Below are 26,295 nucleotides of genomic sequence, written 5' to 3' on the forward strand. Positions count from 1 at the left end.
AGTTGTGAGACAGCTACTTTCTAAATATATAAATTAAGAATCACTGTGATTATTTCCATCCGCCACCTAAAGCGCGGTATAAATCAACTACAGCTTGTAATTTCTGTAAATTGTCATTAACACCGCTCAATTGAGCTGCCAAAAGGTTTTGCTCTGATGTTAGTACATCTGTATAATTGGTAGAAGAGCTATACTCTAAAAGCTGTTGTGTATAATCAACAGCTTTCTCTAAAGCTTCGATTTGTTTTTCTCTTGAATCTTCTTTGGCTACTGCCATTTCATAAGCATAAAGAGCGTTTGAAACTTCCTGTCCGGCAATTAAAAGACTTTGTTGAAAAGTATTAAAAGCCTGAACTTGCCTTGATTGTGCATTTGTTAATCTTTCTCTATTTAGTCCCTGATTAAAAATTGGCTGAGTCAATCCTCCTATTACAGAATAAAAAATAGACTGATCAAAGAAGTTTTTTAATTGCAAGGTCGATAAACCACCACTTGCTGTAAGGGTTAAACTTGGGTAAAAATAAGTCCTTGCCAAATTAGTCGTCTCAAAAGCCGTTCTAAAATTGAATTCAGCCTGACGAACATCCGGACGGTTTTCTAACAATTGAGCTGGTAAACCAATAGCTAATTTTTCAGGAATTACCTGATCGCCTAAAGCACCTCTTTCAATTGGTCCTGAAGCCTGTCCTAACAAAATATTAATGGCATTTTCAGTCTCACGAATATTTCTTTTTAAATCCGGAATCAAAACTTCTGCTGCATGTTGGTTGGCTTCACTTTGCACAACAGATGCACCTGTAACAATTGCTCCTTCTTTTAAAGCTTTGATCACTTCAACATTTTTGATACGGCTTTCCAGGGTCGATTTCGTTATTTCTAATTGTTTATCGTACGATAACAATAAAAAGTAATTGTTGGCAATATCTGATATCAATTGTGTCTGAACCGCTTGTTTAGCAGCATCTGTAGAAAGATAAGTTGCAAGGGCTGCTCTTTTAGTACTGCTTAGTTTTCCCCAAATATCAGCTTCCCATGAAGTGCTTAACCCCAACTTATATGTTGTTGTTAATGTATTGATATTAATTCCAGGAGGAAAGTTCAATGCTGCCTTAGATTGTTTGTTACGCGTTGCATTTGCATCAAAGTCTAAAGTTGGGTAATACCCTAATTTAGCCTGACGTAAAGTCGCACGTGACTGAACGATATTTTCGATAGCATTTTTTAAATTCAGGTTTTGATCTAATCCTTTTTGAATTAAAGCATTCAGTTTTTGATCTTTAAAAACAGTCTGCCAAGGCATATTGGCAATCGTAGTAGAATCGGCAGAAGCCTGATCTCTATATAACTTATCCGTCGAAATTGTCGAAGGACGTTCGTATTTCTTGGTAATCGAGCACGCACTCAAAAGTGCGGCTGCAACTACCATAAGAATATATTTATTTGAACTATGAGTCATTTTTTCTTAATTAAATTATTACTCTTTATGAGCCTCGATTAGTTGTACTTCCTCGTCATCATCTCCATCGTCATAACCATCTTTGGCCGGACCACTAATTCTTTCCTGTAAACTCTGGAAGATGATAAACAATACCGGAATAACAAATACTCCTAAAATTGTTCCAATTAACATACCTCCAACAGCTCCTGTACCAATAGATTTGTTTCCTACAGCTCCTGCTCCCGATGCAAACATTAAAGGAACAAGTCCTAAAATAAAGGCAAAAGAGGTCATTAAAATTGGTCTCAAACGCGCTACAGCTCCTTCGATAGCAGATTGTACGATTGGCATCCCTTTACGCCTTCTATCCAAGGCAAATTCAACAATTAAAATACCATTCTTCGCCAGCAATCCAATTAACATGATTAAGGAAATCTGTAAATAGATATTACTGTTTAATTTGAAAATGATCGAGAACAGATAAGCTCCTGCCAAACCAAACGGAATAGAGAATAATACTGCAAATGGCAAAATATAACTCTCATATTGTGCACTCAACAAGAAGTAAACAAAGACAAGACATAATATAAAGATAAAGACAGTTTCACTTCCAGAAGCCAATTCCTCACGTGTTAAACCTGAGAACTCATAACCATAACCTGCAGGCAACTCTTGTTCAGCAACTTCCTGAATAGCTTTGATCGCATCTCCAGAACTGAATCCTGGATTTGGCGCTCCTGTTATCGCAATAGAAGAGAAAAGGTTGAACCTTGAAATAGATTCCGGTCCAAAAACTCTTGTCATTTTTACAAACTCCGTAATTGGCGCCATTGTTCCTGCAGCATTTCTAACAAAAATTTTGTTTAGTCCTTCTGTATTAGTACGGTATTCAGGAGAAGCCTGAATCATAACACGGTATTGTTTTCCGAATTTATTGAAATTCGAAGCATACAATCCTCCATAATATCCTTGCATGGTTGACAAAATCGTATTGATAGAAACCCCCGCATCTTTGGCTTTTGCAAGATTAACCTCCATCATATATTGAGGGAAACCAGGATTAAATGGCGTTGTTGCATATTGTATTTCAGGACGTTTAGACAACTTATCTAAAAATTCCGTATTCACTTTAAAGAATTCTGCCGTTGTATGACCTCCTTTATCCTGCAATTGAAATTCGAATCCACCACTTTGTCCAAATCCCTGAATTGTTGGCGGCGATATGAAGAAAATACTTGCTTCACGAATACCGCTTGTTTTGGCAAAAAGCTGACCAATTACATCATTAACGCTTAAATCACGTTTTTCCCAGCTTTCTAATTTTATAATAACCATACTGTAAGCACTTCCTGCTCCTGCTGTAAAGTTCTGCCCCACGATACGAAGCGTATTTTTAACACCTGGAATAGTTTTGGCAATACTGTCTACTTTCTTGGCAATTACATCAGAACGTTCCATAGAGGATGACGGCGGTAAACTAATGTTGGCAAAAACAGTACCCTGATCTTCCGAAGGAACGAAAGCTGAAGGTGTCGTTTTCATCATGTAAAATAAGGCTGCTCCGGCAATAACAATAGATGCCAGTACAATCCATTTTTTTACAGAAAGAAACTGAACTGATCTTTTGTATTTACCTGTTACATTATCAAACGCAACGTTAAAGGCGGTATAAAATCTTTGTAAATAACTTTTATGTTTATGATCGTCTGCATGTGGTTTTAAAAGCAAAGCACATAATGCCGGACTCAAAGTAAGGGCATTAATTGCAGACAGGATAATCGCTACGGCTAATGTAATACCAAACTGTTTGTAGAAAACCCCAGTTGATCCTGTGATAAAAGTCACCGGAATAAATACGGCTGACATTACAAGTGTGATCGAAATAATCGCTCCTGAAATTTCATCCATGGCATCAATTGTCGCTTTTTTAGACGATTTATAACCGTGATCCAGTTTGGCGTGCACGGCCTCGACCACTACAATGGCATCATCGACCACAATACCAATGGCTAGAACCAATGCAAAAAGCGTTAGTAAGTTAATTGTAAATCCAAATAAATTAAGGAAGAAAAATGTTCCTACAATCGCTACGGGAACTGCAATAGCTGGAATTAATGTAGATCTAAAATCCTGAAGGAAAATAAATACTACGATAAATACCAATATAAAAGCTTCAATCAAAGTGTGAATTACTTTTTCTATCGAGGCATCTAAGTTTTCGTTAACATCCACAAGAGTGGTATATTTTACTCCTTTTGGAAAATCCTTTGAAGCTTCTTCAATCAGCTTCTTTGAGTTGATAATTACATCACGTGCATTAGATCCCGGAGTCTGGCTGATTGCCATAGCCGTAGACTCTATACCATTTGTTTTGGTTGTAGACGCATAACTTAATGATCCTAACTCAACTTTGGCAACGTCTTTTAATCGTAACATTTGTCCGTTTCCAACAGCTTTTATTACGATATCACCAAATTCCTGAGCACTTGTTAAACGCCCTTTGTATTTAATTACGTATTGAAAAGCCTGATTTCCGTTTTCACCAAATTTACCTGGTGCAGCTTCGATATTTTGTTCTGCCAAAGCAGCCGAAACATCACTCGGAATCAGTTTATATTGCTGCATTACATCTGGTTTCAGCCAGATTCTCATCGAGTAATCATTTGCACCAAAAACCGTTACATCTCCTACTCCAACTACACGCTGAATTTGGGGAACAAGATTGATTTTAGCATAATTCTGAAGGAAAGTTTGACTGTACTCATTTCCATCACTATATAAAGAGAAAATCAACAAGTTACTACTCTGGCTTTTTGTTACTGTTACCCCTGCCTGAGTTACCTCTACAGGTAATAAACTGGTCGCTCTCGATACCCTGTTCTGAACGTTTACTGCTGCTAAATCAGGATTTGTTCCAACTTTAAAGAAGATTTTGATAGACGCATTACCATCATTTGTCGCTGTAGAAGTCATGTAAGTCATGTTCTCTACACCATTAATCTGCTCTTCAAGCGGAATTACGATACTTTTTAAAACCACATCTGCATTGGCACCGGTATAACTTGCAGAAACGTTTACTGTTGGCGGTGCAATATCAGGATATTGAGAAATAGGCAGCTCAACGAGGCCTAAGATACCCAGAATGACAATAATAACAGATATTACGGTCGAAAGTACTGGTCTTTGTATGAATATTTTAAACATTTTTTCTTATTTTAAGTCGGCATATACTGTTTCTGCACTTTCATTATGAGCTTTAATTTCACTTCCGTCTTTCAACGCAGCTACTCCCTCTAATACAATTTGATCTCCAGCTTTTAAACCTTCTGTTACTACATAATAGTTTCCTGCAGGGTTTTCAAGTTTAGTAATGGCTACATTTTTAGTCTTACCATCTTTTCCTACTGTAACGGCAAATACTTTATCCTGAAGTTCGAATGTAGCGCTCTGAGGAACTAATATTGCATCTTTAACTTCATTAGGGATTCTTACAATTGTGCTGCTTCCGCTTCTGATAATTCCTTTTGGATTTGGGAAACGCGCTCTGATGTTAACAGAACCGGTTTCTGTATTGATTAATCCATTTACGGTTTCAATGCGTCCTTTTTCAGAATAAGTTGATCCGTCTGAAAGGACAAGTAGAACTTCCGGTAATTGTTTGATTTTTTGCTCCAGCGTAGTTCCGGCAGCACTTTTAGTAAAACTTAGAAGCGCTTTTTCATTCATAGCAAAATAAGCAAAAACATTTCCGATACTCGAAACAGTAGTCAACGGATCTGCTGTATTAGAGCTTACCAAACTTCCTAAACGAAACGGAATTGAACCTACAACACCATTAACTGGACTTGTTACTGTAGTATATCCTAAATTGACTTTGGCATTTACTAAAGCTGCATTTGCTTGTGCTAATGTAGCCAAAGCTGATTCATAAGTATATTGTGCAGATTCAAGATCATATTTACTAATAATTCCTTTTTCTACAAGTGGCTTTACTTTATTTACAGCTAATTTTGCTGAACTTAAGTCTGCCTGAGCACTTTTTATACTTGCTGTGGCTGTACGAACTTGTTGTTCGTATTCCGGCGCGCTGATTTTAAATAATGGCTGCCCCACTTTTACAACTGCTCCTTCATCAACATAGATTTTATCAATATATCCTTCGACTCTTGGACGAATTTCTATATTTTGCTGTCCCTGAATACTCGCAGGATAGTCTGAATATAATGTTGCTGATTTTGGCTGTAAAGTCAACGTTTTGTACTCTTTAACTTGTGGTGCACCTCCAGCCTGAGCTGATTTGTCATTTTTATTACCGCACGATGCGATGATAATAGATGCTGCGAGAATGCTTAAAAAGGATTGCTTATTCATTGTGAAAAATGTGTAATTATCAATTTATATCGAACAAAAGAACTAAAATATTACAAACAAAAAATTTACAATAGACAGAAGGCAAAAAACAATCGATGGATATCACATGAGAACCGATAGAACTTTATTTATAAATATCTCTGCATTTTAAAACAGGCTCGTCGGCTCTAAAATGGTTTTTAAAGGTTCTCATTCTATTTTGGGCGATTGCTTTTATATCTTTTATAAATATAATGTAATATTGTCATAAAATCAAAAAATATAATGTCACCAAACTTTTTTAAACCTTACATTTTCACCGGATTACATATTCTTGCCTGGCTTTTATTGGGCTTTATAATGTTATTCTATATTCCGATAACATGGAATGTAGTGCTTCCCACAGTTTTTTGGATTTGGCAGATCATTGTACTGGTTTTGCTTATTATTATATTTTATTCTAATGCCAAAATCATCGTTCCCAGAACCATTATAAAAGATAATACATCTCCTTTTTTACTTTGGGAGTTCTTTATGATCTTTGTTATGCAGCTGATTGCTTACTTCTATACGTCCCAAACAGATCTTCATACCAAAATCAGTCTGGTTTTAGGGTTTAAAAAATACAAAAATCCCTATTTCGACAATTATGTTTTCATGCTTACTTTATTGGTTTTGGGTATCAGTACGAGTTGGGCCATGTTACACCACTGGCAAAAAGCGGCGCAACACAAACAAAAACTGGAGCAGGATAAAACAATGGCCGAACTTGCCATGCTAAAGGCACAAATCAATCCGCACTTTTTCTTTAATTCCCTCAATAGTATTTATTCCCTTACCTATACCAATGTCGAAGATTCACGTAAGGCGCTTCATACCTTAAGCCGTATGATGCGATATTTGCTTTACAGTACCGAAGGCGAAAGAACTACTTTACTGAAAGAAGCCGATTTTATGAAAGATTTTATAGCTTTGATGAAACTGCGTGCCAATAGTAAATTGACGATAACGACAGATATTCCGGAAAAAATAATTGATTACCCAATTGTTCCCATGTTGTTGTTACCTTTAGTAGAAAATGCTTTTAAACACGGTGTACATGCCACAGATAAAAGTGAAATACATATTAAGCTGAGACAAAACGGAACCCACCTTGAATTTGAGGTCGAAAATACATTTTTTGAAAAAACTTCAATAACGGATCACGGGGGAATTGGATTAACAAATACAAAACGCAGACTGCATTTAATCTACCCACACAAACATATTTTGACATGTGGCGTGGATCAAAATGGCAAATACAGAGTAAATCTGCAAATAACTTTAGAACAATGATTGTATTAAAATGCATAGCAGTAGATGATGAACCTCTCGCGTTGAGACTTGTGGAAACTTTTATAGAACAGACACCTTTTTTGCAATTGGCTTGCAGTTGCGATAATGCTGTTGAAGCTATGACTCTGATCCGCGAGCAGCAGCCAGACATCGTTTTTTTAGACATCAACATGCCTAACTTAACCGGTATGGAACTGGCAAGGCTTTTGCAGGAACAGCCCGGACCATTACCAAAAATTATTTTTACAACGGCCTATAATCATTATGCAATCGAAGGTTATAAAGTAAATGCTGTCGATTATCTTTTAAAACCTTTTAGCTACGAAGAGTTTTTACGTGCTGCCAACAAAGTATTACAATTGTCTGAGGAAGCCTCAAATCATTTTCAGTCGATAGCGGCAGACGATGAATTTATATTTTTAAAAGTAGAATACCAATGGGTCAGAATTTCTCTGAAAGACATTTTATACATAGAAAGTTTAAAGGATTATGTAAAGGTTCATCTCGAAGATTCCCAAAAATCAGTCATGTCCCTTATCTCTCTTAAAGCGCTGGAAGAAAAATTACCGGCATCAAAATTTATGAGAATCAACCGTTCCTTTATTGTTTCATTAGAAAAAATAAATTCGATTAGTAAAAACTCCATATTCGTTAATAAAACCGAAATAACTGTTGGTGAACAGTATAAAGAGACCTTTAAAACCATTGTTGAAAAATGGTTGAAATAATTATAACATAAAGCAAAATGGAAAAAAGATCAAACAAATATTATCTGACACTTAGTCTGAAAGAATATGCAAACGGCGAAACAGCTCCTGCAAAAGAACTTGGAATGCAATTCGACAATCACGACGAAATTTTTAGCATAATAGAAAAAATAAAAGACAAAAATATTTTTCAGGATCCAAATGAAGCCGCTCAATTTGCGCTTGGCTTAAAATTATTTAGTGAAATAAAACTTAAGCATCGTAAAAATCCGCTCTTTGATGAATTGAATGAAGTGTTTCCTGTCTTCATGAAGAAACTGAAAAGTTTATAATATAAAAAATGCCTCATCTCTGAGGCATTTTTTATATTCAAAAAGAAATACAAACTACGCTTTCGCCTTTCTTTTTACTGTACAACCAATTTCTTTGGTTTCAGTAATAGCAGGTTTTTGATTGCTTTTTAATGCTGTAATCACATCTTCAGCATATTTCGTTTTCTCTGTTTTAGTTCCTTCCGGATCATTATCAATTGCTCCTACATATTCTACTATATTTCCTTTGGCTGTTTTAGAAACAATATAAAGATGTGGTGTATGTTTTGCTCCATATTGATCTGTAACTACTTGTCCCTGATCAAATAAATAAGGGAAAGGGTATTTTTTATCTTTTGCTAATTTTTGCATTTTGTCAAAAGAATCCGCTTTGGAAGCTTCAGGATCATTTGGATTTATAGCAATTACCGGATATCCTTGTGGTTTGAATTTTTTATCCAGATCTATTATTCTTTGTTCGTAAGCCACTGCATAAGGACAGGTATTACAAGTAAAAACCACAATAAAACCTTTGGCTTTTGGATAACTTGCAAAAGAGACTTCTTTGCCATCAACGTTTTTTAGTTTGAAATCCGGTGCTGTCTGACCCGCTTTTAGTGTGGCCGTTTGTGCCTGAGCAAATAAGATACTAAATACTAGTACCGTGACTGTTGTAATGAACTTTTGCATAATTTATAGTTTTTTATATTCAGTTAATAATTGTTCGTAAGTAAATTCAGACTCGATAAACTTTCTTTTATCTCCTTTGATGAAAAGTGTTGCCGGAATACTGCCTGACCAGGATTTGTCGATTCGGTCAATATATTTTTGGGGATCACTTTCGTTCAGTAAAAAAACTTCACTTTTCATGTTTTTTCTTTTTACGAAAGGAATGACAGCGGAATTTAATTTTGATTTAAAATCAACACTTACTAACAAAACAGCAAGTTTTTCTGATTTGAACTCTGTATTTAGCTTTTCAAAATGAGGCAACTCTTTAATGCAAGGTGCACACCATGTTGCCCAGAAATTCACTACATAAGTACTGTCTTGTCCGTTTTTGATTCTTTCGTTCAACTCATCGATCGTAAGCAATTTGACCTTTTGACTGTAACCACTTATGGAAATAGCGAATAAAAGAAAAATAGAAATTTTAAAGGCGTTGATTTTCATACTTGTATGTGCTTAAATTTAAATTTGCCTTACAAATATAAGCTAATGCCGATTTAGTTTTTGTTAATAAAAGTTTAATGCTTAATAAATTGGTTTTCAAATCACCAAGTCGTAAAGGCCATCATTTTAGAGACCGAAGAATGCTATTTAACTCCTTTACATCTTGCTGATAACGCGGGTATTTTATTATATTCCTTACGCTATGATTTTCATTATTTGTTATGCCAATTCCGGCTGTTTCCTGAAATGGAGACCCCATAATTAAGCCATTTAAAACACAATTGGCAATATATTCACAATGCAAGTCAAATTCAGAAATAGATTTCAGATGTTGTGTAATTACTGGCTTTAAAACTGATTTTTGATTTTCGTGTATTTCTGTCATTGGTAAAAGAAGCAAGAAGAAAACGGGGTCTTTTTCAAAAGCCAGCAATTCATCCAAGGTTAAAAACCATGCTTCAAAATGACCTCCCAAATTACCAATATAAATATCATTCAGAAAAAAATTGATTTCGTATTCCTGAAATTCAACAGCAAAATTTAGATCATCTGCCAGATTACCCGAAATATATCTTGGATTTTCTTCTATTGATTCATAATTAAAAAATATACGCTCCCAATTATAAAAATCTGTTTCATTGGTTTGTATAACTTCAACTGCTTCATCAATATTAATTTCTTCTTTATCATCAAAACCTCTGAACCAGCACAAATAAAACTTCCAGAAAAAGGTATTTCCTCTGATTTCTGCTATAGTTATTTCATTATTCATTCCTAATTGTGTTGTGGAGTCCACATTCTAAAGAACTTGAACATTTTTGGGTACTCTTCTCTGGGTACAAATGCCAAACAAACTTCCTTATTATCCAAAGCCGATTCAGTCAATACAATATTATCTGATTCTTTTTGCGCATTTTTAAATTCTGTTTCAGAAACAACGCAAACTACTTTTTTAAATATTCCGTTGATCCACGTCTGCATATTTTCATTATGTTCGAATTTTCTAAAACAGGCCAGAGAAGCATGTGCAGCTATTACAGGAACAAATTTATCAGGAACATCCTGTTTCATTAAAATATACATTTTCATATTATTCTTTTTTAGGGTTTATCCCTTACTCTTTTACGATTGAGAACCAGCATTATGCTACTAAAATGGCAACAAGCTCATCAATCGAATACTCAAAATAGTTTCCGTTTTTATCTTTGTTTCTTTGAAATAAATTAAGCCTGAATGTATTACAATTAATCTCGAGGAATTTCATAAAATATCTATTTCCGTAAACCGTATTATTATAAAACGTTCTAAAAAAATCTGATGCACTTTTTTGATCCGGTTCTTCGAAAGTTTTTAATCTTCTTACTATTTCATAAACTTCTTCTCTTGTGATCATTTTTACTTTTTCCGGCTCTGGTAAGGAAATATCGAACGCCAGATTCTCAACACCGTCTTCTTCCCACCATTCCCACAAATTAAATTTTGACATATCTTTACCCGTCATTAAATGCAGTCTTTCTTCGAGCTTTTTATATGCTATATTCTCTTGATCTCCATTTTGGTCGCAGTAATCTGTATAATCCAAAATTAATTTTAATACTCGGGGATAACGATTTTCTGCAACGTCAAATTGAGGTTCTATTTCTTTTCGTAATTCCACTTCTTCTACTTTATAAATTACACTTCAACTTTAAACGGATAAGTAAAGTCTGCCGTATAATCTGGTTTTTCTACAGAAGATTTCAATACAAATTCAAAAGTAGGTTCCATACTTTCAAATTCTTTCATTTCACCAGAAACCGTTTCTATTTCCGTTAGCTGCTTGGTTAATCCGGCTAAAACAGAAACGGTATACCAGCCATTTGGCAATTCGATCGTCGCATTTTTGAATTTCTTTAATGCTTCGACTGTAGCTTCTGTAAAATTTCTTAGATAAGGGATTGTGTAAAGATAAATTCGTCCGTTGACTACTTTTAGGCAATATCCGCCGCGCTGATGCTGAAGCTGGTTTTCCGGTTTTAGAAGCTCCGGAGTTTCAACCGAAAGATTGAAGTAGATGGTATACGGATGATTTTCGATTCCTATCATCGGTACAATTACTCCTTGTTCTACAACCTGATCACCGGTTTGCTCAGTGGTGAACTCCGTTAATAAATCATCAGGTAAATCATATTCAATTTTATATTGCAATAAATAATCAGGATCACCTAAAATAAAATAATCCATTAAATCATTTAATACTTCGTCGAATTTATATAATAACATCTTGCCTTTTTATATTATTTTGAATCATCCCAAACTCTCATATCAGGACTGCACCAACCTGTAATGATATCTAACACGTCATACGCCTTATTCTGCAGGTTTTCATTCTCTGAAAGCTTCTCAGCCAAATCCTCAACTAATCTTTTTGCAGTTTCTTGTTGCCCTCCTGAATTTTTATAGAATATTAAAAAAATTTGAACTTTTTTTGAAAAGCCTTGTCCCTGCTCAATTTCTTCGCGTATGTTTTTTAAAAATTCATTGTCTGTCATACATCTGTTAACTTTTACAATTCTCCCCGTAAAGATGACTCCGTGCAATCTCAAAATTTATAATGGCTGTTTTCCTGGAAAGGTTAGTTTTCTGCCATTATATTTAAATTATTAACAAATTTGAGTATCTCCATATTATCCATTTTAGTCAGGGATAGAATTCCATTCTTATTCACGTTTATTCCATTTATTCTGAAACAAAATTCGTTTCCTTCTCTGTCCGTTAAGGTGATATATTCAATAGTATCATCTGAATTATTCTGACAGCTATGTGAAATCGTATATCGATACATTACTTTAAAAACATCGTTGACATAATTGTAAACTCTTCCATCCTGACTAAATACCCACTTTGTACTTCGGTTTGCGTCAACATACCAAGTTCCAATGATTTTTTTAGATGATGGATCTTCACTTTGGTTACTTCCAGTCATGGGAATTTGCAATAGCAACAGCAAAATTAAAAGTAGCTTTTTCATATTTTCTAAGATATGTTAGAGTTTAAGATTTATTATTGGGTCGTATTTATTTCTTACAAAAATAATTTAAGTTACTTGAATTATCTAACATGCAACATGCAATTGTATGTATTAATTAATCATTTTAAACTTTTATTAATCGTCGTATCCCTCCTCATCATCGTATGAAAGGTAAGACCAATCAATATCTAGACTGTCTATCAGATCATCAAAACGATCGGGATCATTTGTTCCTATAAAAACTGCGACACAATTATTCTCTTTATCAAAAGACAGACTGATAAGATCATAAAAATCATCTGTATAAACTTTTTGATTTTTTCTGCTAATCTCTGGTAGTAAAGTAAAATTATCTTCGACAAAATCGACCGTCTGAGAATCAACTAAACCCAAAAAATTTCCGTTATACGGTAAGCCACCTAAAGTTCCGTTATAAACAGCCATTAGTAAAAAGAAATTTTCAGTTGTTTTGGTTTCAATCATCCAGTCTGGTTTTTCAATAGTGTCATACTTTACCCAAATTGGCGGATTATCTAATTTTAAATCTTCTTTTCTGATTCCCCAAAATGCCACAACCTGATTTTCTTCATAAAAAACTAAATATTGATCATCTGAAAATCCAATCTCGTGATCAGGTTTCAAAAGTCTGTTGTGCGAATAATTAAGATTTTCATGTTTCCCTAATTCAAGATAATATTCTTTAAGTTTTACAGGAAGCACGATATCTAATTTCTTTTCTAGTACTAAAACTTCACTTTCTGAAAATCCAAAATTTTCATATTCTGAAAGATTATAAATGTGTTTGATTTTTTGAATATTATTCATTAAAATTTATGTTTGATAAGTTGATAATGGTCACTTGAAGATGTATGGAGTCTGTAACTACGCGATCAATGATTTATTTCTCACAGAAAAACTCCAACTGCCTGAAAACCGGAATCAAAGATTTTCCTTTTTCAGATAGCGTATATTCGATATGAAGAGGTTTCTGTTTAATGATGTTTTTATCTAAGATCCCAAAATCTTCGAGTTCGCGAAGTGCTACTGCGACAGATTGTTTGTTAGCTCCTTTGATGTCTCTTAAAAGTGAATTGAAACGCAAAGGACCATTAACAGCCATTAAAAAAATCTGCGGTTTCCATTTTCCTGACAGCAATTTTAGAAGTCCCTCTGCAGGACATTTATTTTCTTTTACTGATTTATTTTCTGTAGTCATATTTTTTAGACTAATTGACTTATGATTAAAGATGAGCGAACTTTGCAGTAAAATTATGAAATTAAAAAACCGAAGCGTAAATTTAAAAGTATTATTTATGAAAAGGTTCTACCTATTATTAATTCTGATTTATAGCTTAAACTGTCAATCGCAAATAACTTCAAAAATGAACCAAAACAAAACTAATCCGTTATTGTGCGATCCGGTAACCGGAACATGCGAAATGCCAGCTGTGGAAGGATTAAATGAAAATGGTAGTATAACAACAGAAAATAAACCGGTAAAAATAGTCTATTATACAGATCCTATTTGTTCTTCGTGCTGGGGAATTGAACCGCAATTGCGAAAGCTAAAACTAGAATATGGCGCCTATATCGATATTGATTACAGAATGGGCGGTTTACTGCCTGATTGGTCTTACAACAGTGGTGGAATAAGCAAACCGGCAGATGTAGCACATCATTGGGATGAAGCAAGTTTACATTACCAAATGCCTATCGACGGAAATGTATGGCTTGAAGATCCTATGGATTCTTCTTATCCGTCTTGTATTGCGGTAAAAGCAGCACAAATTCAGGATAAGGATAAAGCGGTAAAATTTATGCGGATCCTTCGTGAGAAATTGTATCTCGAAAAGAAAAATATCGCAAAATGGAAGAACATTGCCCAAGCTGCTCAACTTAGTGGGTTGGATGTAAATCAATTAAAAACGGATTACGACGACAATGCTGAAAATCTTTTTAAAGATGATCTGAATTATGCGAAAACACTTGGCGTAAGAGGATTTCCTACTCTGTTTTTTTCTGATGGAAGTAATAATCAGCTAACTCTTTATGGTTCTAAACCTTATGTTTCTTATGAAAACGCTTTATTGGCTTTATACCCTGAAGCAAAAAAGAAGCATTTTATAAATGAAAATCCGTTATCACTTTTTGAAATTTATCCCACTTTAGCACCCAAGGAATATGCTGTTATTCTGGATACATCATATGCTGAAGCATCAGCTATTTTAGAAAAATTATTCGAACAGGGAAAATTAGATAAAAAGTCGATTAAAAACGGTTCTCTTTATAGTAGAAAATAAGCTAAAATTAAAAGTCGTAAAGATATTTCTTTGCGGCTTTTGATTATAACGCAGACTTCTGAATCTCATCGAGAATCATCTCTGCTACTGCATCGACAGCCTGATCTACAATACTGGCAGGTTTACCGCTAAAAGTAAAATGTCCGGCGATTTCTTTATCCGGAAAAATGATGTGAACAAATATAGTTCCCACAGGTTTTTTGGGTGTTTCGCTTCCTCCGGGCGTTGTTAGTCCGGTTAAGGCAACGCAAAGATCAGATAACACATAACGATGAAAATTCTGTGCCATTAACCTGGTGACTACTGGAGACTCTGCAGTATTTTTTTTAATTGCTCCATGGGGAATCAGGAGTAAATCTTCTTTCATTGAGGCGTGATAACAAACCATTCCTCCTATCAGGATCTTTCCTGAATCAAAAACTGTCGAAAACTCATAATTCAGTTTTCCTGCCGAAGCACTTTCCACAAAAGTAATCGTCCAGTTCTTCTTTATTAAAGCCTGACAGCAGGCAATAACCTTTTCTGAAGCCATAGTATTTCGTATTATATTAAACCTTACTTTATTCTCCCGTTTGATAGTGCGGCGCATCTACGGGTTTCGATTGCGAAGAACCTTTTTGCCGTAAAAAAACAGACAACACGATGATCGCAAAAACCGAAAGAAACTCACTTTGCCAGTTTTGAAAGGATTCAAACCAAAAGCGTGATTCTCCTAAATAGTTCATTAAAGAGAGTGGAGGATTTCCTTTTAACACGTTCGCTGTATTTTCATCTTTAAAACTTCCATAAAAATGAAGAAAAAAAGAAACAAAAAACAACAGGAATAAACTTACTGTGAGTGAATTTTTATAAAGCCATAACCAAGTTCCTCCTTTTCTAACGGGCCAGGGTGCGTCTTTTCGCTGTGCAGAAGGTTCTCGGTCAACTTCTTGTTCTCCATCAAAACCTTTGGATTCTGAGGATCCTTTTTGTTTGAGAAAAATAGTCAGCCATACTAATAAACCCATTTGCAGAAACTCACTTTCCCAATTCTCAAAAGTCGCTTCAATAAAATGTCCGGTCGTAAGATAATTACTCATCGTAACGGCATGTCCGCCATTTTCTATAAGCTCTTTGTTATATTCTTCTATACCAAAAATTATCTGACCGAAAAAAGCCGCGATAAAAAGCAACAGAAACACAATGGATAAACTGTTATGGTAGAAAAACTTTTTCATTTTCTTGGTGGTTAGAAATTACACTTTCTGAATCTTTTGGTAATCATATTTTAAACACATAGAAACTCAGATTTTATTTAAGGCAGGTATTTTTAAATTCTGTCTTTGTTTCTATGTGTTTAGTTTTAATAAATGTGGATTATTGTTTTTTTAATAATTCTTCTCTTTCCCAGAAACGGTGTCTTCCCATTGCTTTTATAAAAGAAGTAGCCAAAGCTTTATCTCCTATTTTTTCACTGGTTAAAATTCCCGCATCTTTATGAAAATCATCTTTTAAAGGAAGAACCTGAACGCCCTGACCTTCAGCAGCAATAAACTTACAATGGTGGTAAGCATCTTTTATAAATTCTCCTACTTCTTTCTTGTTTTTAAGGCTTAGAATTCCTTTTCCGGCGGGAATAAATACTGCATCAAACAATACTGATGCAGCAATAAGATAACTCTGATCTACCGGAATTTCCAATCCTTCTTCTGAAACAATTGTTCCTAAATGCGACGCAATAATTACAGCTTTTGCTCCAGCTTCTTTCAAGGCCAGTTTCATTGTTTTTATCGAATCGGCATTGACACCTTCAGCACATAAAAAAGCAACTTGTCTGGTCGCAATTGTATTGGATATTGTTGGATTCTTTAACATGCTCAAAGCATCAGAATTCTTTATGGATTGTTTCACTTCTTTAGGCTCATGTTTTCCCTCATCATCAGCTCCCACTCCATGATTGATAGGTTTTTCGGGCGTAGCGGGCACTTTCATTCCTAAAGCTTTACCCACTTTTGCAGCCAGATTATTATCGATTTGTGCAATCAAACCTAACATACGCTCTCTAATGGCTGCTGTTTCTACTTTACCTAATTCAAAAGACAATGCGTCGCCAATATGATTTTGCTCTATTGGTGTCTGACTGTTGAAAAAGAGTTTTGCCTGACTAAAATGGTCTGAGAAACTCTCGCTTCGCTCACGGATCTTCTGTGCGTCGATTCTCTCGTTAAAACTACTAAAACCTCCTTCATCAATTTTTGCCTGAAACGGACAACCACCGCCTAATGAATTTGGATGATAACTCACACGTCCGGTTGGAATCTCCTGACGCATGTGTCCGTCACGCTGATTGTTGTGCATAGGCGCAACGGTACGATTGATAGGGATTTCATGAAAATTTGGGCTTCCCAATCTCGATAATTGTGTGTCTGTATACGAGAACAATCTTCCCTGCAATAACGGATCATTTGAGAAATCGATTCCGGGAACGACATGTCCGGGGTGAAAAGCCACCTGCTCTGTTTCTGCAAAAAAGTTATCCGGATTTTTATTCAGCACCATTTTACCAATGATTTGTACGGGAACTAATTCTTCGGGAACCAATTTGGTTGGGTCTAAAAGATCAAATTCGAATTTATGCTCATCGGCTTCTGGAATGATCTGCGCTCCTAATTCCCATTCCGGGAAATTGCCGCCTTCAATCGCTTCCCACAAATCCTGTCTGTGAAAATCAGAGTTTTTTCCCGATATTTTTTGTGCTTCGTCCCAGGCAACGGCGTGCGTTCCTAATTTAGGTTTCCAATGAAATTTTACAAAATGAGATTCATTATTTTTATTGATCAGCCTGAAAGTATGTACTCCAAAACCTTCCATCATTCTTAAACTTCTCGGAATCGCCCTGTCGCTCATCACCCACATAATCATGTGCATGGATTCCGGCATTAGCGAAATAAAGTCCCAAAAAGTATCGTGCGCAGAAGCTGCCTGAGGCATTTCGTGATGTGGTTCAGGTTTTACGGCGTGTATTAAATCCGGAAATTTCATGGCGTCCTGAATAAAAAATACAGGCATATTGTTTCCTACCAAATCATAATTTCCTTCCTGTGTATAAAATTTAACCGAAAATCCACGTACATCACGCGCCAGATCAGTTGAACCTCTTGAACCGGCAACGGTAGAAAAACGTACAAAAACCGGAGTTTTGATACTTTTATCATTTAAGAAACCCGCTTTGGTATATTTTTCCATCGAATCGTACAATTCAAAATAACCATGCGCGGCAGAACCTCTTGCGTGAACGATTCTTTCTGGAATGCGTTCGTGGTCGAAGTGGGTAATTTTTTCCCTTAAAATAAAATCCTCTAATAATGACGGACCTCTTTCGCCCGCTTTTAGGGAATTGTTATTGTCATTAATTTTCAATCCCTGATTTGTTGTCAGGAATTGATTGTCGGCATTTGATTTATTGACTTCTAAATCTCTTTGCTTTTCATCAGCATGATCCTGACTTGGTTTTTTTGAATTTTTCATTTTTTTGATCGTTGTTTAAGATTTTTAAATAGTTAAAAAAACAGCCTTTCTAATTCTCTTTGTAGTTAAATATTGGAGATTATCAACTGTAACAAGCCTGACAAATGTAGTTTACAATGCAAACAACAGCTTACATGATTTAATTCAAATATTACATTATAAACTACTGTTAATTATACAATTAGATTTTATTTTTCTGTAAGGAATTCAGACATCTTATGAAGTAGATTTGTATCTAACGAACCGTTAAAAAATTACTATCATGAAAAATACAGATCAGAAAAACAGCAGTACGGCAACTTCAGGTGCAAAGTCAGTGGATAAAAAAATAGACAAGAAAGAAACCTCTCCAAAAAGAGAAGTAAAACATAATCCGAACGACGACAAGAAGCCTTCGGTAAAAAAATAATTAATTATAAAGTATACTAACTATGGAAAATCAAAACAATCAAAATTACGATCATCAAAATCGTGATTTTAATCAGGACTTAGATACTCTTATTGATAAAGAAAACGCCAATCAGGACAGCAAATATCATAATCAGGAGGATTTTATAGATGATGTCAATCATCAGACAAACGATTATAACCGCAATGAATTAAATCCGGGAGAAGAACCTATACTTAACGGAGAGGATCAGATTACAAATGATGAAGAGGATGAAGATCCGGATGATGACCATGACAATGATCAAGAAGACCTGAAAGACATTGAGGAAGATTTAGACGAGGTGTCACACGATCCTTTTCCAAGCACGAATCCCGGAAATTTCTAGCCATTATGACATATTTTAATTAGATAACCTTTAAAGATTTGAACTTAACGGTTATTTTTTGTAAATTCAATTTTGATATGAAATTTTATAATAAAAAAGTAAAACTATATAATTTTTCTAATTGTGAATGAAGTAATTTTAAATTATTGGTTTTAAACAAATTAAAATCGATTAAGAAAAAGTATTTGTATCATGGATATCACAATTCAACTCGTCTGGTTATTTGTTCTGGCTATTCCGATAGCCTGCATCAGCTGGACTGTTACGCATGAAGAAATATTTAAGGAACCTCGTGAATGGTGTGTAAAACATTCTAAAAATGACAGGACTATACTGTCCCGAAAGGTTTTTTATCTTTTTACCTGCGAATATTGTTTTAGCCACTACGTAACAATTGCCTTCTTGATCCTTTGTAATTATAAACTTTTGCTAAATGATTGGCGTGGCTACATTTTGGCAGGATTTTCGCTTGTTTTTATAGCTAATGTATATATGAGCCTTTTTGCCTTATTAAGACAAGCTATTAAAAAAGAAAAAGTAGAAATCGAAAAAATAGAGAACGAAACAGATAGTGAAAAGCTATCTACATAAAGAAAGTACAACTAAATAAATTAAAACTCATGGAAAATTTAAATTTTATAGATCCACTATTGCACGGAATTACACCCGAAAAAACAAACAACAAAATACCTAACCTTTCTGCTAAACAACTGGCTTGCGCGGGAGTAAGTTCTCTTATAGTGGGCGCTGTTTTAAAGAAAGCGGGACAAAACAAAGCTGCAGCTCTTATAGGCGGACTTGCTTTACCATTCTTAGCTTCAGCGGCTTACAAACAATTTACAAAAGTTTCTAAAGCAAAAAAAGAGCTTACAGATAGTAGTGGTATCGAATACAATCACTAACTTAGTGCTTCAGATTAAAACAAACAATCACACAAAGAAATATTGGTCAGTCAGGAATTCCCGAATTATGCTACATCATCAGCTATAAAGATTCGTGAATTCCTGGCTTTTTCAATTTTTTGACAATAAAAAAAGCCTAATATTTTAGGCTTTTTTGCATTTTTTAAAATTCAGTTTTACATTATTTTTTTACCGGATTTTTTATGGTATCCAAGTGAACGGGATTTGCCGTAGGATCTGAAACTACTTTTGTAGTGTTAGGCTGTTGCTTTTTTCCTAAACTTGCTTTTTGAACCGTGTTTTTATTTTTAGGGTGTTCAACATTTTTTATTGTATCAACATGTAACGGATGAGCTGTAGGATCTGATACAATCTTGGTAGTATTGACTTGCTGTTTTTTACCCGTTCCTAATTTTTCAGACTTGCTTTTCTTAGCAACAGCCTGATTCTTTACTGTATCAATTTCTTTTGGATTCGCTGTTGGGTCTGATACTATTTTGGTGGTATTCTTTTTTTGTGACGTTTGCTGGGCCATTACGGTTCCTGTAAAAAGGACCACGACACAAGCTAAAAATAAATTTTTCATAATGTTTGATTTTAAATTAATAATGGGGTAATTACATCAACCAATTTCAATTTAAAGCACACATCTGAATCACCTACTTCAATCAAAATCAATTTATAAGCGCATATTAGTCGGATTATTTTATTTCTATATTTCCTTCGGCCCAATTCAGGGCTTTATTGAAATCCAGCTTTTTGAAACCTTTGAATTCTCCGGGAACCACAAAACTAAATCCGTTAGTAAAAGTGATTATTTCTTCAGAGTCGGTAACGATAGCTGCTCTTTTCCATTTTCCGAGATGTTTTAATCCAAGTAATGCATCCTGCAGCCATGCTCCGGCAGTAAAATTCTGAATATCGGTATCTAAAACCAATAAAAAATTGATTTCATTGGTTTGCTTTACCAGATGTTCTACAGCAGGAACAACGGCTGTTAGAAAATCTTCTTTCGTTACTTCTGCTAAAGCTCTAAAAGCTACAATATTGTCTGTAGTGTCAATTTGATGTATCATTTTATTTTATTTTTTGAGTTGTTGCTAAGGGTGTTTTTATTCTGTTGATTTTCAACACATAATATAAAAACAACTCTCAAATTTAATTCTAGAATGGGTTTTAAGTGTTATATCTTCTCAATGGATTTTTATAGAATTTGAAGATTGTTTTTTTGAAGGTTCAAAGAGACAGAGTTGCAAGGGGCAAAGGTTTGTAAATTAAGATACAAATCTTATTTTATGTAGCTCAATGGCTTAGATAAAAAAAGCCTGCTTCTTTCGAAACAGGCTCTTGTAAAAAAAATAAACTAACACAAAACTTTAATTGTAACCTTCGTTTTGTTTGAACACTTTTTGATCGATAACCGTTTGTGGAATTGGAAAAGCTCTTCTAAAGGGTTGAGAAGCAGCTTTTGCAGTTCCTGGTAAATCAAATTTTCCAAAACGAATACTTTGAGGTCTTCTTTGTAATTCCCAGTACAATTCGAAGCCTAATTCTTTATATAATTGCTGTGAGTCTAAAGACGTAAGGGCTTTTCCCGGAGCATTTGCAAATAATGATTCTCTTTTTCTGCTTGTACGCAATTTATTAAGATCGATCATGGCAAGACCTGAATTTCCTTTTCTAAAATAAGCCTCAGCTCTCATGGCGTAAATTCCACCTAAACGGAATAACGGAATATCCACATTACTGTTACCATTTCCTCCTTCTGGATCAAATTCATATTTAAAAACACGAGCTCCCTGATTGATTTCGTTTTGAGCAAAAACAGATTTAGTAGGGTCAGCAAATGTTAAGGTTGGAGTAAAATTCATCCTTGTACCGGTACTTTTTTCCATTACTAATGGAGAAACTTTGATACGGTTACCTACCATTTCAAGAGATCCTGAAGCGAGTAATATTGGTCCGTATTGAAGTCCGGCCTGAATTCCTCTGTTAAAATGGAACCATGGCAATGCCGGGCTGCTTTTAGGTACAATGTCCGTTGCAGGAACACTTACATCTGTTCCGTCGTTCATAAACCAGGTACCATCAGCATATTGGTAATGCTGCTCGAATCTTGGATCATCGTGATTGCCATCCCAGGTTGCATAAAATTCCGGAGTTGTACACGCCGCATTTGTTCCTCTGTTTGCAGCAGATGTTCTCTGGTTACGCTCCATACACACATAAGCAAAACTGTTTGAACCATTACGGATATAATCTATTTTTTGAGAAATGGCGAAAATAAGTTCTTTACCATTCTCGTTATCTCTCGCAAAGTTTTTGAAGAAATCACTTTCTAAACTGTATTTTCCTGAATCGATTAGTAATGATGTATAATAAATAACGCGGTCCATATCTGTTCCTGTGCTTCCTGTTACTGCAGGCTCATTAAAATTGAATGCTGATGAAGCATTGTAACGGTCTTTAAATACAGCGCGATTCAAATACATGGTAGCTAAAAAAGCATAAGCGGCTTGTTTTGTAAATCTTCCGTGGTGTGTTCTTTGTGTACCAATGTCAGCTAAATTGGGTATTAAAGCTTCAACATCCGTGATTAATTGGTCAATCTGAGTCTCTGCTTTCAAAATTTGCAAAGGCGCCTCTACATTCAGCGGATCTCTAAATGGTGCTTGTCCGTAAAGATCTAATGTTGTGTAGGTATAATAAGCCAAAAGCGCTTTGGATTCGGCCAGAAATAATGCCTTTTCAGGAAAAGTACTTTCTTGCCCTGACTTAATTGCAGTCAAAGAACGTGTGATTCCGTTGGTCAGTAAATCCCAGTTACCCACTATAATCGCATTGCTGGACGTCCATGTAAATTCGTGCATGTCTCTCCATTTTCCACCGTCTCCCCAGTCACTTCCGCGCGTTGGTAAAATAGCTTCGTCTGTTGTATATTCCTGCATGGCAAAAACAGCACCGTGATCTGTAAAAGTTCCGTCTCCAAGCCTGTCATAAGCTGCAGCAAGTGCGCCTGCAGGATCTGTAGCGTCAGTTCCCAGTTTTTCATCTAGTACAACTTCATCAAGATCTGTACAGCTGTTTAATAGAAAAATAAAAGAGAATATTGTTAAAATTTTTATGCTAAAAAATGTCTTTGTCTTCATGTTTTATAATTTTAAAGTTGCTCCGAAACTGAACGTTCTCGAAGTTGGGTAACTAGCGTAATCAATACCAATAGATTGGTTTCCTCCGCTAGATTTCGGGCTGTTGATTAAAGGATCGTAACCTGAATAATGAGTAATGGTAAGTAAGTTTTGCCCTGTAATATAAAGTGTTAATCCGTTTAACCAGTTGACACCTTTCAAATCAAAATTATAACCAATACGAGCGGTATTCAATCTGATGAAATCTGATTTCTCTAAGAATAATGTTGATAAAATTGGCGAGTTTGCCGCATTTGCCCCAGATTCATAATAATTTGTTGCCACATTTCGGTCAGATGCAAGATTGTTGATGTTCAATGCATTCAGTCCTGTATTGTTCAACAAGTAACCTCCTGTTTGCCCAATGATAGAGAATGAAAATGTAAAGTTCTTGTATCTCATATCACTATTAAAACCGTAGTAAAATGTTGGCAAAGCTCCTTCGATAATAATTCTGTCGCTGTTATCAATTTTACCATCTCCGTTTTGATCTTTAAAAATGTTACCGCCTTTACTGTCAAATCCAATATGTTCTAACAAATAGAAGGAACCAGCTGCGTAACCACTTTTGTAAATATTTGCATTTACTCCGGATTGTCCAGGCCCTGAAATTGTTCCTGTTAAGATTTCTGAAACCGGTAAGTCTTCAATTTTATTTTTTAATGTTGCACCGTTCATATCGATGTTCCATGTAAAATTCTTAGTATCCACTAATTTTGAACCTAACATAAACTCAAAACCTTTGTTCACGATTTTCCCGTCGATATTGGTCCATACAGTCGTAGTTGGTTTTAAAGGACTTGAAGGAACATTTAAGATGGCGTCTGTAGTGGTTTTATTGAAATAATCAAGAGTTCCGTACAATTTGTCACCCCATAAATTAAAATCTAATCCTAAATTGAATTGTGTCACCACTTCCCATTTTAAATCAGGATTTGCTGTTCTGGTTACAGAAACTCCGTTTACCAGATTCAAATCATCGTATAAATAATATCCATCAGGACCGGATAGCGAATAACTTGCCTTAGTCAGTTTGTTCTGAACTTCCTGATTTCCTGTTTGTCCCCAGCTCGCTCTTAACTTTAAGTTGTTGATTGCTGTTACATTTTCTAAGAAATTTTCTTTAGAAATATTCCATCCTAATGCAGCTGACGGGAAATAACCGTATTTGTTATTTTCACCAAAACGAGTCGAACCATCTGCTCTCATCGAAGCTGTCAGAAGATATTTATTGTTGAAAGTATAATTGACTCTTCCAAAGTAAGACTGCAGTTCATTCTCCTGAGCATAACCATTGGTTCCGGACTGTATTCCAGTAAACCCGGGATTAATCGATGGTTTGATACCCGCTCCCTGAGCAGCAATTCCGTCAATACTGAAACTTGTTCCTGATCTTTCAAACTTTTGATAAGAGAAACCACCTAAAACCTCTAATTTATGTTTTTCCAGCAATAAATTATAAGTCAGATAATGCTCAATTAAAGAGTTCTTAGAATCTAAATTATTCTGAACGTATTTTCCTTTTGGGTTCAAATCCGTTACGTTTGGATAAATGGTTGTGTTTCTTTCAGCTGTAGAACGGTCGATACCAATGTTTAATTTGTATTCTAATCCGTCAACTATTCTTAATGAAGCTTCAAGATTTCCTAAAACTCTCAGTGTACGGGTCTGATCCTCATAGATACTCAATAAGTAAGCGGGATTGTAATGCGCATTCATGTTAAAGTTGGTAAACTTTCCGTTAGCATCATAAACTGATCTTGTTGGGTTTGCCATTAAAGTATGGACAATCAACTGACCGTTTGAACCTCCGTCATCACTAGTAGGAACTCCGTCATCTTTGGTTTCACTAGCCGTAAGATTCACTTTTACTTTTAAACGTTTGTTATCCAAAAACGATTCAGCAGCATTAATTCTACCCGACATACGTTTGAAATTACTGTTACGGATAATACCTTCCTGATCCATTTGTGCTACAGAAGCATAATAGTTTCCGGATTCTGTTTGTTTAGAAAAAGACAATGCATTGTTTTTTGTAACTGCCGTTCTGTAAATTACATCTTGCCAATCAGTATTTCCGCCATGATCAAAAGCTGGTTCTTTGATAGCGCTTCTGTATTGAGACGCGCTTAAAACATCGAGTTTATTAGCAACAGTAGATAAACCTGTGTAGGTATCAAAAGTTAAAGTTCCCTCGCCTTTTGATCCTTTTTTAGTGGTAACCAAAACAACTCCGTTCGATCCTCTTGCACCGTAAATCGCTGCTGCAGAAGCGTCCTTAAGAACGGTAATCGATTCGATATCACTGCTGTTCAAAAAGTTCAAAGGATTTTTTGCTGATGAAGCTCCAAAACCAACGTTGCTTCCTGAAGGGCTCACGTCATCATTTGCCAGGGGAACACCGTCAACAACGAACAAAGGTGTACTTCCGCTTCTGATAGATCCAACCCCACGAATGGTTACGTTTACTCCTGCTCCCGGTTCTCCACTTGTGCTTACAACACGAACTCCGGCCACTTTTCCCTGCAATAAATTATCAGGCGAAATCGTCACTCCCTGTTTAAAATTTGCTGCTTCAAGTTGTGTAACTGCTCCGGTAACATCTTTTTTAGATTGTTTACCATAACCTACAACCAAAACCTCATTCAACTCTGCTGTATTAGGCTCTAACTGAATTGTCATAAAACCATTCTGAATCGCAACTGTTTTAGTTTTATAACCCATGTACGAAACTTCGATCGTTTTACCCTCACCAACCGTAATTTCAAATTCTCCGTCAAAATTAGAAACCGTCGAATTTGAAGAACTCGTTTCCATAACCGTTGCTCCGGGAATTGGCACTTTGTTTTCATCAAGAACTTTTCCTTTTACCTTTACTCTTACCACTGCATTATTGCTGACAGCTTTAGGTGAACTTGTTTTTTGAATTAAAACTAATTTGCCATTTATATTGTAATTGAAATTGGCTTTTTTAGAAAGATCACTTAAAATTAAAGCAATCGATTCATTGGTATAATTTACTGTATAAGTGGTATTATCTGCAATAATGGCTTGTCCATAACTAAATTTATAGTCCGTTTGAGCACTTAGCTTTGAAAATATAGAAACAAGTGTAGCTTTTTCTATTTTATTTTTTACTTTTGATTCTCCAGGGAAATTAGTTTTACTGTAACCGCTTTGCACGGCCAGTAACGCTAGTACTAAAAAGACGATTCTCTTTAGATTTAAATAGGTAAGTTTAAAATACATGATTTAAGTTATTGGTTTTTTTACGATACTTAATTATAAATCGCAGTTG

28 protein-coding genes are annotated in these 26,295 nt (G+C 35.3%); 8 read left to right on the forward strand and 20 right to left on the reverse strand.

The features are described from left to right. Positions 1 to 49: 49 nt before the first annotated feature. Genes B0A67_RS05495 through B0A67_RS05505 form a run of 3 tightly spaced genes read right to left on the reverse strand, consistent with a single transcriptional unit; the run spans position 50 to position 5,809 of the window. On the reverse strand, positions 50 to 1,456 hold the full coding sequence (locus B0A67_RS05495) for an efflux transporter outer membrane subunit (RefSeq protein WP_072961989.1): 1,407 nt from the start codon (positions 1,454 to 1,456) through the stop codon (positions 50 to 52). 18 nt (positions 1,457 to 1,474) lie between these two features. Further along, positions 1,475 to 4,642 carry an efflux RND transporter permease subunit gene (locus tag B0A67_RS05500; RefSeq protein WP_072961992.1) on the reverse strand — a complete coding sequence of 1,056 codons (3,168 nt, stop codon included), beginning with the start codon at positions 4,640 to 4,642 and terminating at the stop codon, positions 1,475 to 1,477. A gap of 6 nt (positions 4,643 to 4,648) precedes the next feature. Further along, positions 4,649 to 5,809 (reverse strand): efflux RND transporter periplasmic adaptor subunit, encoded by a 1,161-nt coding sequence (locus tag B0A67_RS05505; RefSeq protein ID WP_072961995.1) that lies wholly within the window; start codon positions 5,807 to 5,809, stop codon positions 4,649 to 4,651. 264 nt (positions 5,810 to 6,073) lie between these two features. Here B0A67_RS05505 and B0A67_RS05510 point away from each other — a divergent pair, with 264 nt between their 5' ends. The 3 genes from B0A67_RS05510 to B0A67_RS05520 are packed head-to-tail and all read left to right on the forward strand — an operon-like array spanning position 6,074 to position 8,162. Further along, positions 6,074 to 7,123: a sensor histidine kinase gene (locus B0A67_RS05510; protein WP_072961998.1), complete on the forward strand. Its 1,050-nt coding sequence runs from the start codon at positions 6,074 to 6,076 to the stop codon at positions 7,121 to 7,123. After that, positions 7,120 to 7,851: a LytR/AlgR family response regulator transcription factor gene (locus B0A67_RS05515; RefSeq protein WP_072962001.1), complete on the forward strand. Its 732-nt coding sequence runs from the start codon at positions 7,120 to 7,122 to the stop codon at positions 7,849 to 7,851. Before B0A67_RS05510 ends, B0A67_RS05515 begins: the two co-directional genes overlap by 4 nt. Positions 7,852 to 7,868: 17 nt before the next feature. Beyond that, positions 7,869 to 8,162: a DUF3861 domain-containing protein gene (locus B0A67_RS05520; protein WP_072962003.1), complete on the forward strand. Its 294-nt coding sequence runs from the start codon at positions 7,869 to 7,871 to the stop codon at positions 8,160 to 8,162. A 54-nt stretch (positions 8,163 to 8,216) separates the two neighbouring features. Here B0A67_RS05520 and B0A67_RS05525 read toward each other — a convergent pair whose 3' ends face one another. The 10 genes from B0A67_RS05525 to B0A67_RS05570 all read right to left on the reverse strand — a co-directional run bounded on the left by B0A67_RS05525 (position 8,217) and on the right by B0A67_RS05570 (position 13,540). Then, positions 8,217 to 8,831 carry a thioredoxin family protein gene (locus B0A67_RS05525; RefSeq protein WP_072962005.1) on the reverse strand — a complete coding sequence of 205 codons (615 nt, stop codon included), beginning with the start codon at positions 8,829 to 8,831 and terminating at the stop codon, positions 8,217 to 8,219. A gap of 3 nt (positions 8,832 to 8,834) precedes the next feature. Beyond that, on the reverse strand, positions 8,835 to 9,314 hold the full coding sequence (locus B0A67_RS05530) for a TlpA family protein disulfide reductase (protein ID WP_072962008.1): 480 nt from the start codon (positions 9,312 to 9,314) through the stop codon (positions 8,835 to 8,837). A gap of 121 nt (positions 9,315 to 9,435) precedes the next feature. Continuing rightward, entirely contained in the window at positions 9,436 to 10,086 is a 651-nt protein-coding gene (locus tag B0A67_RS05535; protein WP_072962011.1) for an Imm19 family immunity protein, read from the reverse strand. Between the two features lie 2 nt (positions 10,087 to 10,088). After that, a complete protein-coding gene (locus B0A67_RS05540; protein ID WP_072962015.1) occupies positions 10,089 to 10,403 on the reverse strand; it encodes an aminoacyl-tRNA hydrolase in 315 nt (104 codons plus the stop codon). 52 nt (positions 10,404 to 10,455) lie between these two features. Further along, positions 10,456 to 10,971 (reverse strand): hypothetical protein, encoded by a 516-nt coding sequence (locus B0A67_RS05545; protein ID WP_072962019.1) that lies wholly within the window; start codon positions 10,969 to 10,971, stop codon positions 10,456 to 10,458. Positions 10,972 to 10,988: 17 nt separating this feature from the next. Next, positions 10,989 to 11,576: a hypothetical protein gene (locus B0A67_RS05550; protein WP_072962022.1), complete on the reverse strand. Its 588-nt coding sequence runs from the start codon at positions 11,574 to 11,576 to the stop codon at positions 10,989 to 10,991. Positions 11,577 to 11,590: 14 nt separating this feature from the next. Continuing rightward, positions 11,591 to 11,845, reverse strand: coding sequence for a hypothetical protein (locus B0A67_RS05555; protein WP_072962026.1), 255 nt, complete (start codon positions 11,843 to 11,845; stop codon positions 11,591 to 11,593). Between the two features lie 83 nt (positions 11,846 to 11,928). Next, complete coding sequence (locus tag B0A67_RS05560) at positions 11,929 to 12,324, reverse strand: hypothetical protein (RefSeq protein WP_072962030.1); 396 nt, start codon at positions 12,322 to 12,324, stop codon at positions 11,929 to 11,931. Positions 12,325 to 12,459: 135 nt separating this feature from the next. Next, complete coding sequence (locus B0A67_RS05565) at positions 12,460 to 13,149, reverse strand: hypothetical protein (RefSeq protein ID WP_084074580.1); 690 nt, start codon at positions 13,147 to 13,149, stop codon at positions 12,460 to 12,462. A gap of 73 nt (positions 13,150 to 13,222) precedes the next feature. Continuing rightward, positions 13,223 to 13,540: a winged helix-turn-helix transcriptional regulator gene (locus B0A67_RS05570; protein ID WP_072962034.1), complete on the reverse strand. Its 318-nt coding sequence runs from the start codon at positions 13,538 to 13,540 to the stop codon at positions 13,223 to 13,225. Positions 13,541 to 13,706: 166 nt separating this feature from the next. On the opposite strand from B0A67_RS05570, the gene B0A67_RS05575 reads away from it, so the two are divergent. Continuing rightward, positions 13,707 to 14,624 (forward strand): DsbA family protein, encoded by a 918-nt coding sequence (locus tag B0A67_RS05575; RefSeq protein ID WP_072962374.1) that lies wholly within the window; start codon positions 13,707 to 13,709, stop codon positions 14,622 to 14,624. Between the two features lie 43 nt (positions 14,625 to 14,667). Here B0A67_RS05575 and B0A67_RS05580 read toward each other — a convergent pair whose 3' ends face one another. The 3 genes from B0A67_RS05580 to B0A67_RS05590 all read right to left on the reverse strand — a co-directional run bounded on the left by B0A67_RS05580 (position 14,668) and on the right by B0A67_RS05590 (position 18,131). After that, positions 14,668 to 15,156 (reverse strand): CinA family protein, encoded by a 489-nt coding sequence (locus B0A67_RS05580; RefSeq protein WP_072962037.1) that lies wholly within the window; start codon positions 15,154 to 15,156, stop codon positions 14,668 to 14,670. A gap of 28 nt (positions 15,157 to 15,184) precedes the next feature. Then, positions 15,185 to 15,841, reverse strand: a complete 657-nt coding sequence (locus B0A67_RS05585) for a DUF6766 family protein (RefSeq protein ID WP_072962040.1) — start codon at positions 15,839 to 15,841, stop codon at positions 15,185 to 15,187. Between the two features lie 139 nt (positions 15,842 to 15,980). Next, entirely contained in the window at positions 15,981 to 18,131 is a 2,151-nt protein-coding gene (locus tag B0A67_RS05590; protein WP_072962043.1) for a catalase, read from the reverse strand. Between the two features lie 262 nt (positions 18,132 to 18,393). On the opposite strand from B0A67_RS05590, the gene B0A67_RS24930 reads away from it, so the two are divergent. From B0A67_RS24930 to B0A67_RS05605, 4 genes are all read left to right on the forward strand, one after another. Then, the gene (locus tag B0A67_RS24930; RefSeq protein ID WP_207557313.1) at positions 18,394 to 18,540 is read left to right on the forward strand and encodes a hypothetical protein; all 147 of its coding nucleotides are present in this window, start codon (positions 18,394 to 18,396) and stop codon (positions 18,538 to 18,540) included. A gap of 22 nt (positions 18,541 to 18,562) precedes the next feature. Next, the gene (locus B0A67_RS05595; protein WP_072962045.1) at positions 18,563 to 18,907 is read left to right on the forward strand and encodes a hypothetical protein; all 345 of its coding nucleotides are present in this window, start codon (positions 18,563 to 18,565) and stop codon (positions 18,905 to 18,907) included. A gap of 192 nt (positions 18,908 to 19,099) precedes the next feature. Further along, positions 19,100 to 19,498 carry a hypothetical protein gene (locus tag B0A67_RS05600; RefSeq protein WP_072962048.1) on the forward strand — a complete coding sequence of 133 codons (399 nt, stop codon included), beginning with the start codon at positions 19,100 to 19,102 and terminating at the stop codon, positions 19,496 to 19,498. Positions 19,499 to 19,527: 29 nt separating this feature from the next. Next, positions 19,528 to 19,809 (forward strand): PrgI family protein, encoded by a 282-nt coding sequence (locus B0A67_RS05605; protein WP_072962050.1) that lies wholly within the window; start codon positions 19,528 to 19,530, stop codon positions 19,807 to 19,809. A gap of 181 nt (positions 19,810 to 19,990) precedes the next feature. Here B0A67_RS05605 and B0A67_RS05610 read toward each other — a convergent pair whose 3' ends face one another. The 4 genes from B0A67_RS05610 to B0A67_RS05625 all read right to left on the reverse strand — a co-directional run bounded on the left by B0A67_RS05610 (position 19,991) and on the right by B0A67_RS05625 (position 26,246). Continuing rightward, positions 19,991 to 20,395 (reverse strand): hypothetical protein, encoded by a 405-nt coding sequence (locus tag B0A67_RS05610; RefSeq protein ID WP_072962053.1) that lies wholly within the window; start codon positions 20,393 to 20,395, stop codon positions 19,991 to 19,993. A gap of 115 nt (positions 20,396 to 20,510) precedes the next feature. Then, complete coding sequence (locus B0A67_RS05615) at positions 20,511 to 20,885, reverse strand: SpoIIAA family protein (protein WP_072962056.1); 375 nt, start codon at positions 20,883 to 20,885, stop codon at positions 20,511 to 20,513. A gap of 300 nt (positions 20,886 to 21,185) precedes the next feature. Next, the gene (locus tag B0A67_RS05620) at positions 21,186 to 22,958 is read right to left on the reverse strand and encodes a RagB/SusD family nutrient uptake outer membrane protein (protein WP_072962059.1); all 1,773 of its coding nucleotides are present in this window, start codon (positions 22,956 to 22,958) and stop codon (positions 21,186 to 21,188) included. A 3-nt stretch (positions 22,959 to 22,961) separates the two neighbouring features. Continuing rightward, positions 22,962 to 26,246 carry a SusC/RagA family TonB-linked outer membrane protein gene (locus B0A67_RS05625; RefSeq protein WP_072962062.1) on the reverse strand — a complete coding sequence of 1,095 codons (3,285 nt, stop codon included), beginning with the start codon at positions 26,244 to 26,246 and terminating at the stop codon, positions 22,962 to 22,964. Positions 26,247 to 26,295 lie beyond the last annotated feature (49 nt).

The organism is Flavobacterium aquidurense (genome assembly GCF_002217195.1).
Classification (GTDB): domain Bacteria; phylum Bacteroidota; class Bacteroidia; order Flavobacteriales; family Flavobacteriaceae; genus Flavobacterium; species Flavobacterium frigidimaris.

Excerpts from the sequence above, each read along its gene's own strand:
- B0A67_RS05495 (WP_072961989.1), bottom strand. The coding sequence starts at position 1,456 with ATGACTCATAGTTCAAATAAATATATTCTTATGGTAGTTGCAGCCGCA.
- B0A67_RS05500 (WP_072961992.1), bottom strand. The coding sequence starts at position 4,642 with ATGTTTAAAATATTCATACAAAGACCAGTACTTTCGACCGTAATATCT.
- B0A67_RS05505 (WP_072961995.1), bottom strand. The coding sequence starts at position 5,809 with ATGAATAAGCAATCCTTTTTAAGCATTCTCGCAGCATCTATTATCATC.
- B0A67_RS05510 (WP_072961998.1), top strand. The coding sequence starts at position 6,074 with ATGTCACCAAACTTTTTTAAACCTTACATTTTCACCGGATTACATATT.
- B0A67_RS05515 (WP_072962001.1), top strand. The coding sequence starts at position 7,120 with ATGATTGTATTAAAATGCATAGCAGTAGATGATGAACCTCTCGCGTTG.
- B0A67_RS05520 (WP_072962003.1), top strand. The coding sequence starts at position 7,869 with ATGGAAAAAAGATCAAACAAATATTATCTGACACTTAGTCTGAAAGAA.
- B0A67_RS05525 (WP_072962005.1), bottom strand. The coding sequence starts at position 8,831 with ATGCAAAAGTTCATTACAACAGTCACGGTACTAGTATTTAGTATCTTA.
- B0A67_RS05530 (WP_072962008.1), bottom strand. The coding sequence starts at position 9,314 with ATGAAAATCAACGCCTTTAAAATTTCTATTTTTCTTTTATTCGCTATT.
- B0A67_RS05535 (WP_072962011.1), bottom strand. The coding sequence starts at position 10,086 with ATGAATAATGAAATAACTATAGCAGAAATCAGAGGAAATACCTTTTTC.
- B0A67_RS05540 (WP_072962015.1), bottom strand. The coding sequence starts at position 10,403 with ATGAAAATGTATATTTTAATGAAACAGGATGTTCCTGATAAATTTGTT.
- B0A67_RS05550 (WP_072962022.1), bottom strand. The coding sequence starts at position 11,576 with ATGTTATTATATAAATTCGACGAAGTATTAAATGATTTAATGGATTAT.
- B0A67_RS05555 (WP_072962026.1), bottom strand. The coding sequence starts at position 11,845 with ATGACAGACAATGAATTTTTAAAAAACATACGCGAAGAAATTGAGCAG.
- B0A67_RS05560 (WP_072962030.1), bottom strand. The coding sequence starts at position 12,324 with ATGAAAAAGCTACTTTTAATTTTGCTGTTGCTATTGCAAATTCCCATG.
- B0A67_RS05565 (WP_084074580.1), bottom strand. The coding sequence starts at position 13,149 with ATGAATAATATTCAAAAAATCAAACACATTTATAATCTTTCAGAATAT.
- B0A67_RS05570 (WP_072962034.1), bottom strand. The coding sequence starts at position 13,540 with ATGACTACAGAAAATAAATCAGTAAAAGAAAATAAATGTCCTGCAGAG.
- B0A67_RS05575 (WP_072962374.1), top strand. The coding sequence starts at position 13,707 with ATGAACCAAAACAAAACTAATCCGTTATTGTGCGATCCGGTAACCGGA.
- B0A67_RS05580 (WP_072962037.1), bottom strand. The coding sequence starts at position 15,156 with ATGGCTTCAGAAAAGGTTATTGCCTGCTGTCAGGCTTTAATAAAGAAG.
- B0A67_RS05585 (WP_072962040.1), bottom strand. The coding sequence starts at position 15,841 with ATGAAAAAGTTTTTCTACCATAACAGTTTATCCATTGTGTTTCTGTTG.
- B0A67_RS05590 (WP_072962043.1), bottom strand. The coding sequence starts at position 18,131 with ATGAAAAATTCAAAAAAACCAAGTCAGGATCATGCTGATGAAAAGCAA.
- B0A67_RS24930 (WP_207557313.1), top strand. The coding sequence starts at position 18,394 with ATGAAAAATACAGATCAGAAAAACAGCAGTACGGCAACTTCAGGTGCA.
- B0A67_RS05595 (WP_072962045.1), top strand. The coding sequence starts at position 18,563 with ATGGAAAATCAAAACAATCAAAATTACGATCATCAAAATCGTGATTTT.
- B0A67_RS05600 (WP_072962048.1), top strand. The coding sequence starts at position 19,100 with ATGGATATCACAATTCAACTCGTCTGGTTATTTGTTCTGGCTATTCCG.
- B0A67_RS05605 (WP_072962050.1), top strand. The coding sequence starts at position 19,528 with ATGGAAAATTTAAATTTTATAGATCCACTATTGCACGGAATTACACCC.
- B0A67_RS05610 (WP_072962053.1), bottom strand. The coding sequence starts at position 20,395 with ATGAAAAATTTATTTTTAGCTTGTGTCGTGGTCCTTTTTACAGGAACC.
- B0A67_RS05615 (WP_072962056.1), bottom strand. The coding sequence starts at position 20,885 with ATGATACATCAAATTGACACTACAGACAATATTGTAGCTTTTAGAGCT.
- B0A67_RS05620 (WP_072962059.1), bottom strand. The coding sequence starts at position 22,958 with ATGAAGACAAAGACATTTTTTAGCATAAAAATTTTAACAATATTCTCT.
- B0A67_RS05625 (WP_072962062.1), bottom strand. The coding sequence starts at position 26,246 with ATGTATTTTAAACTTACCTATTTAAATCTAAAGAGAATCGTCTTTTTA.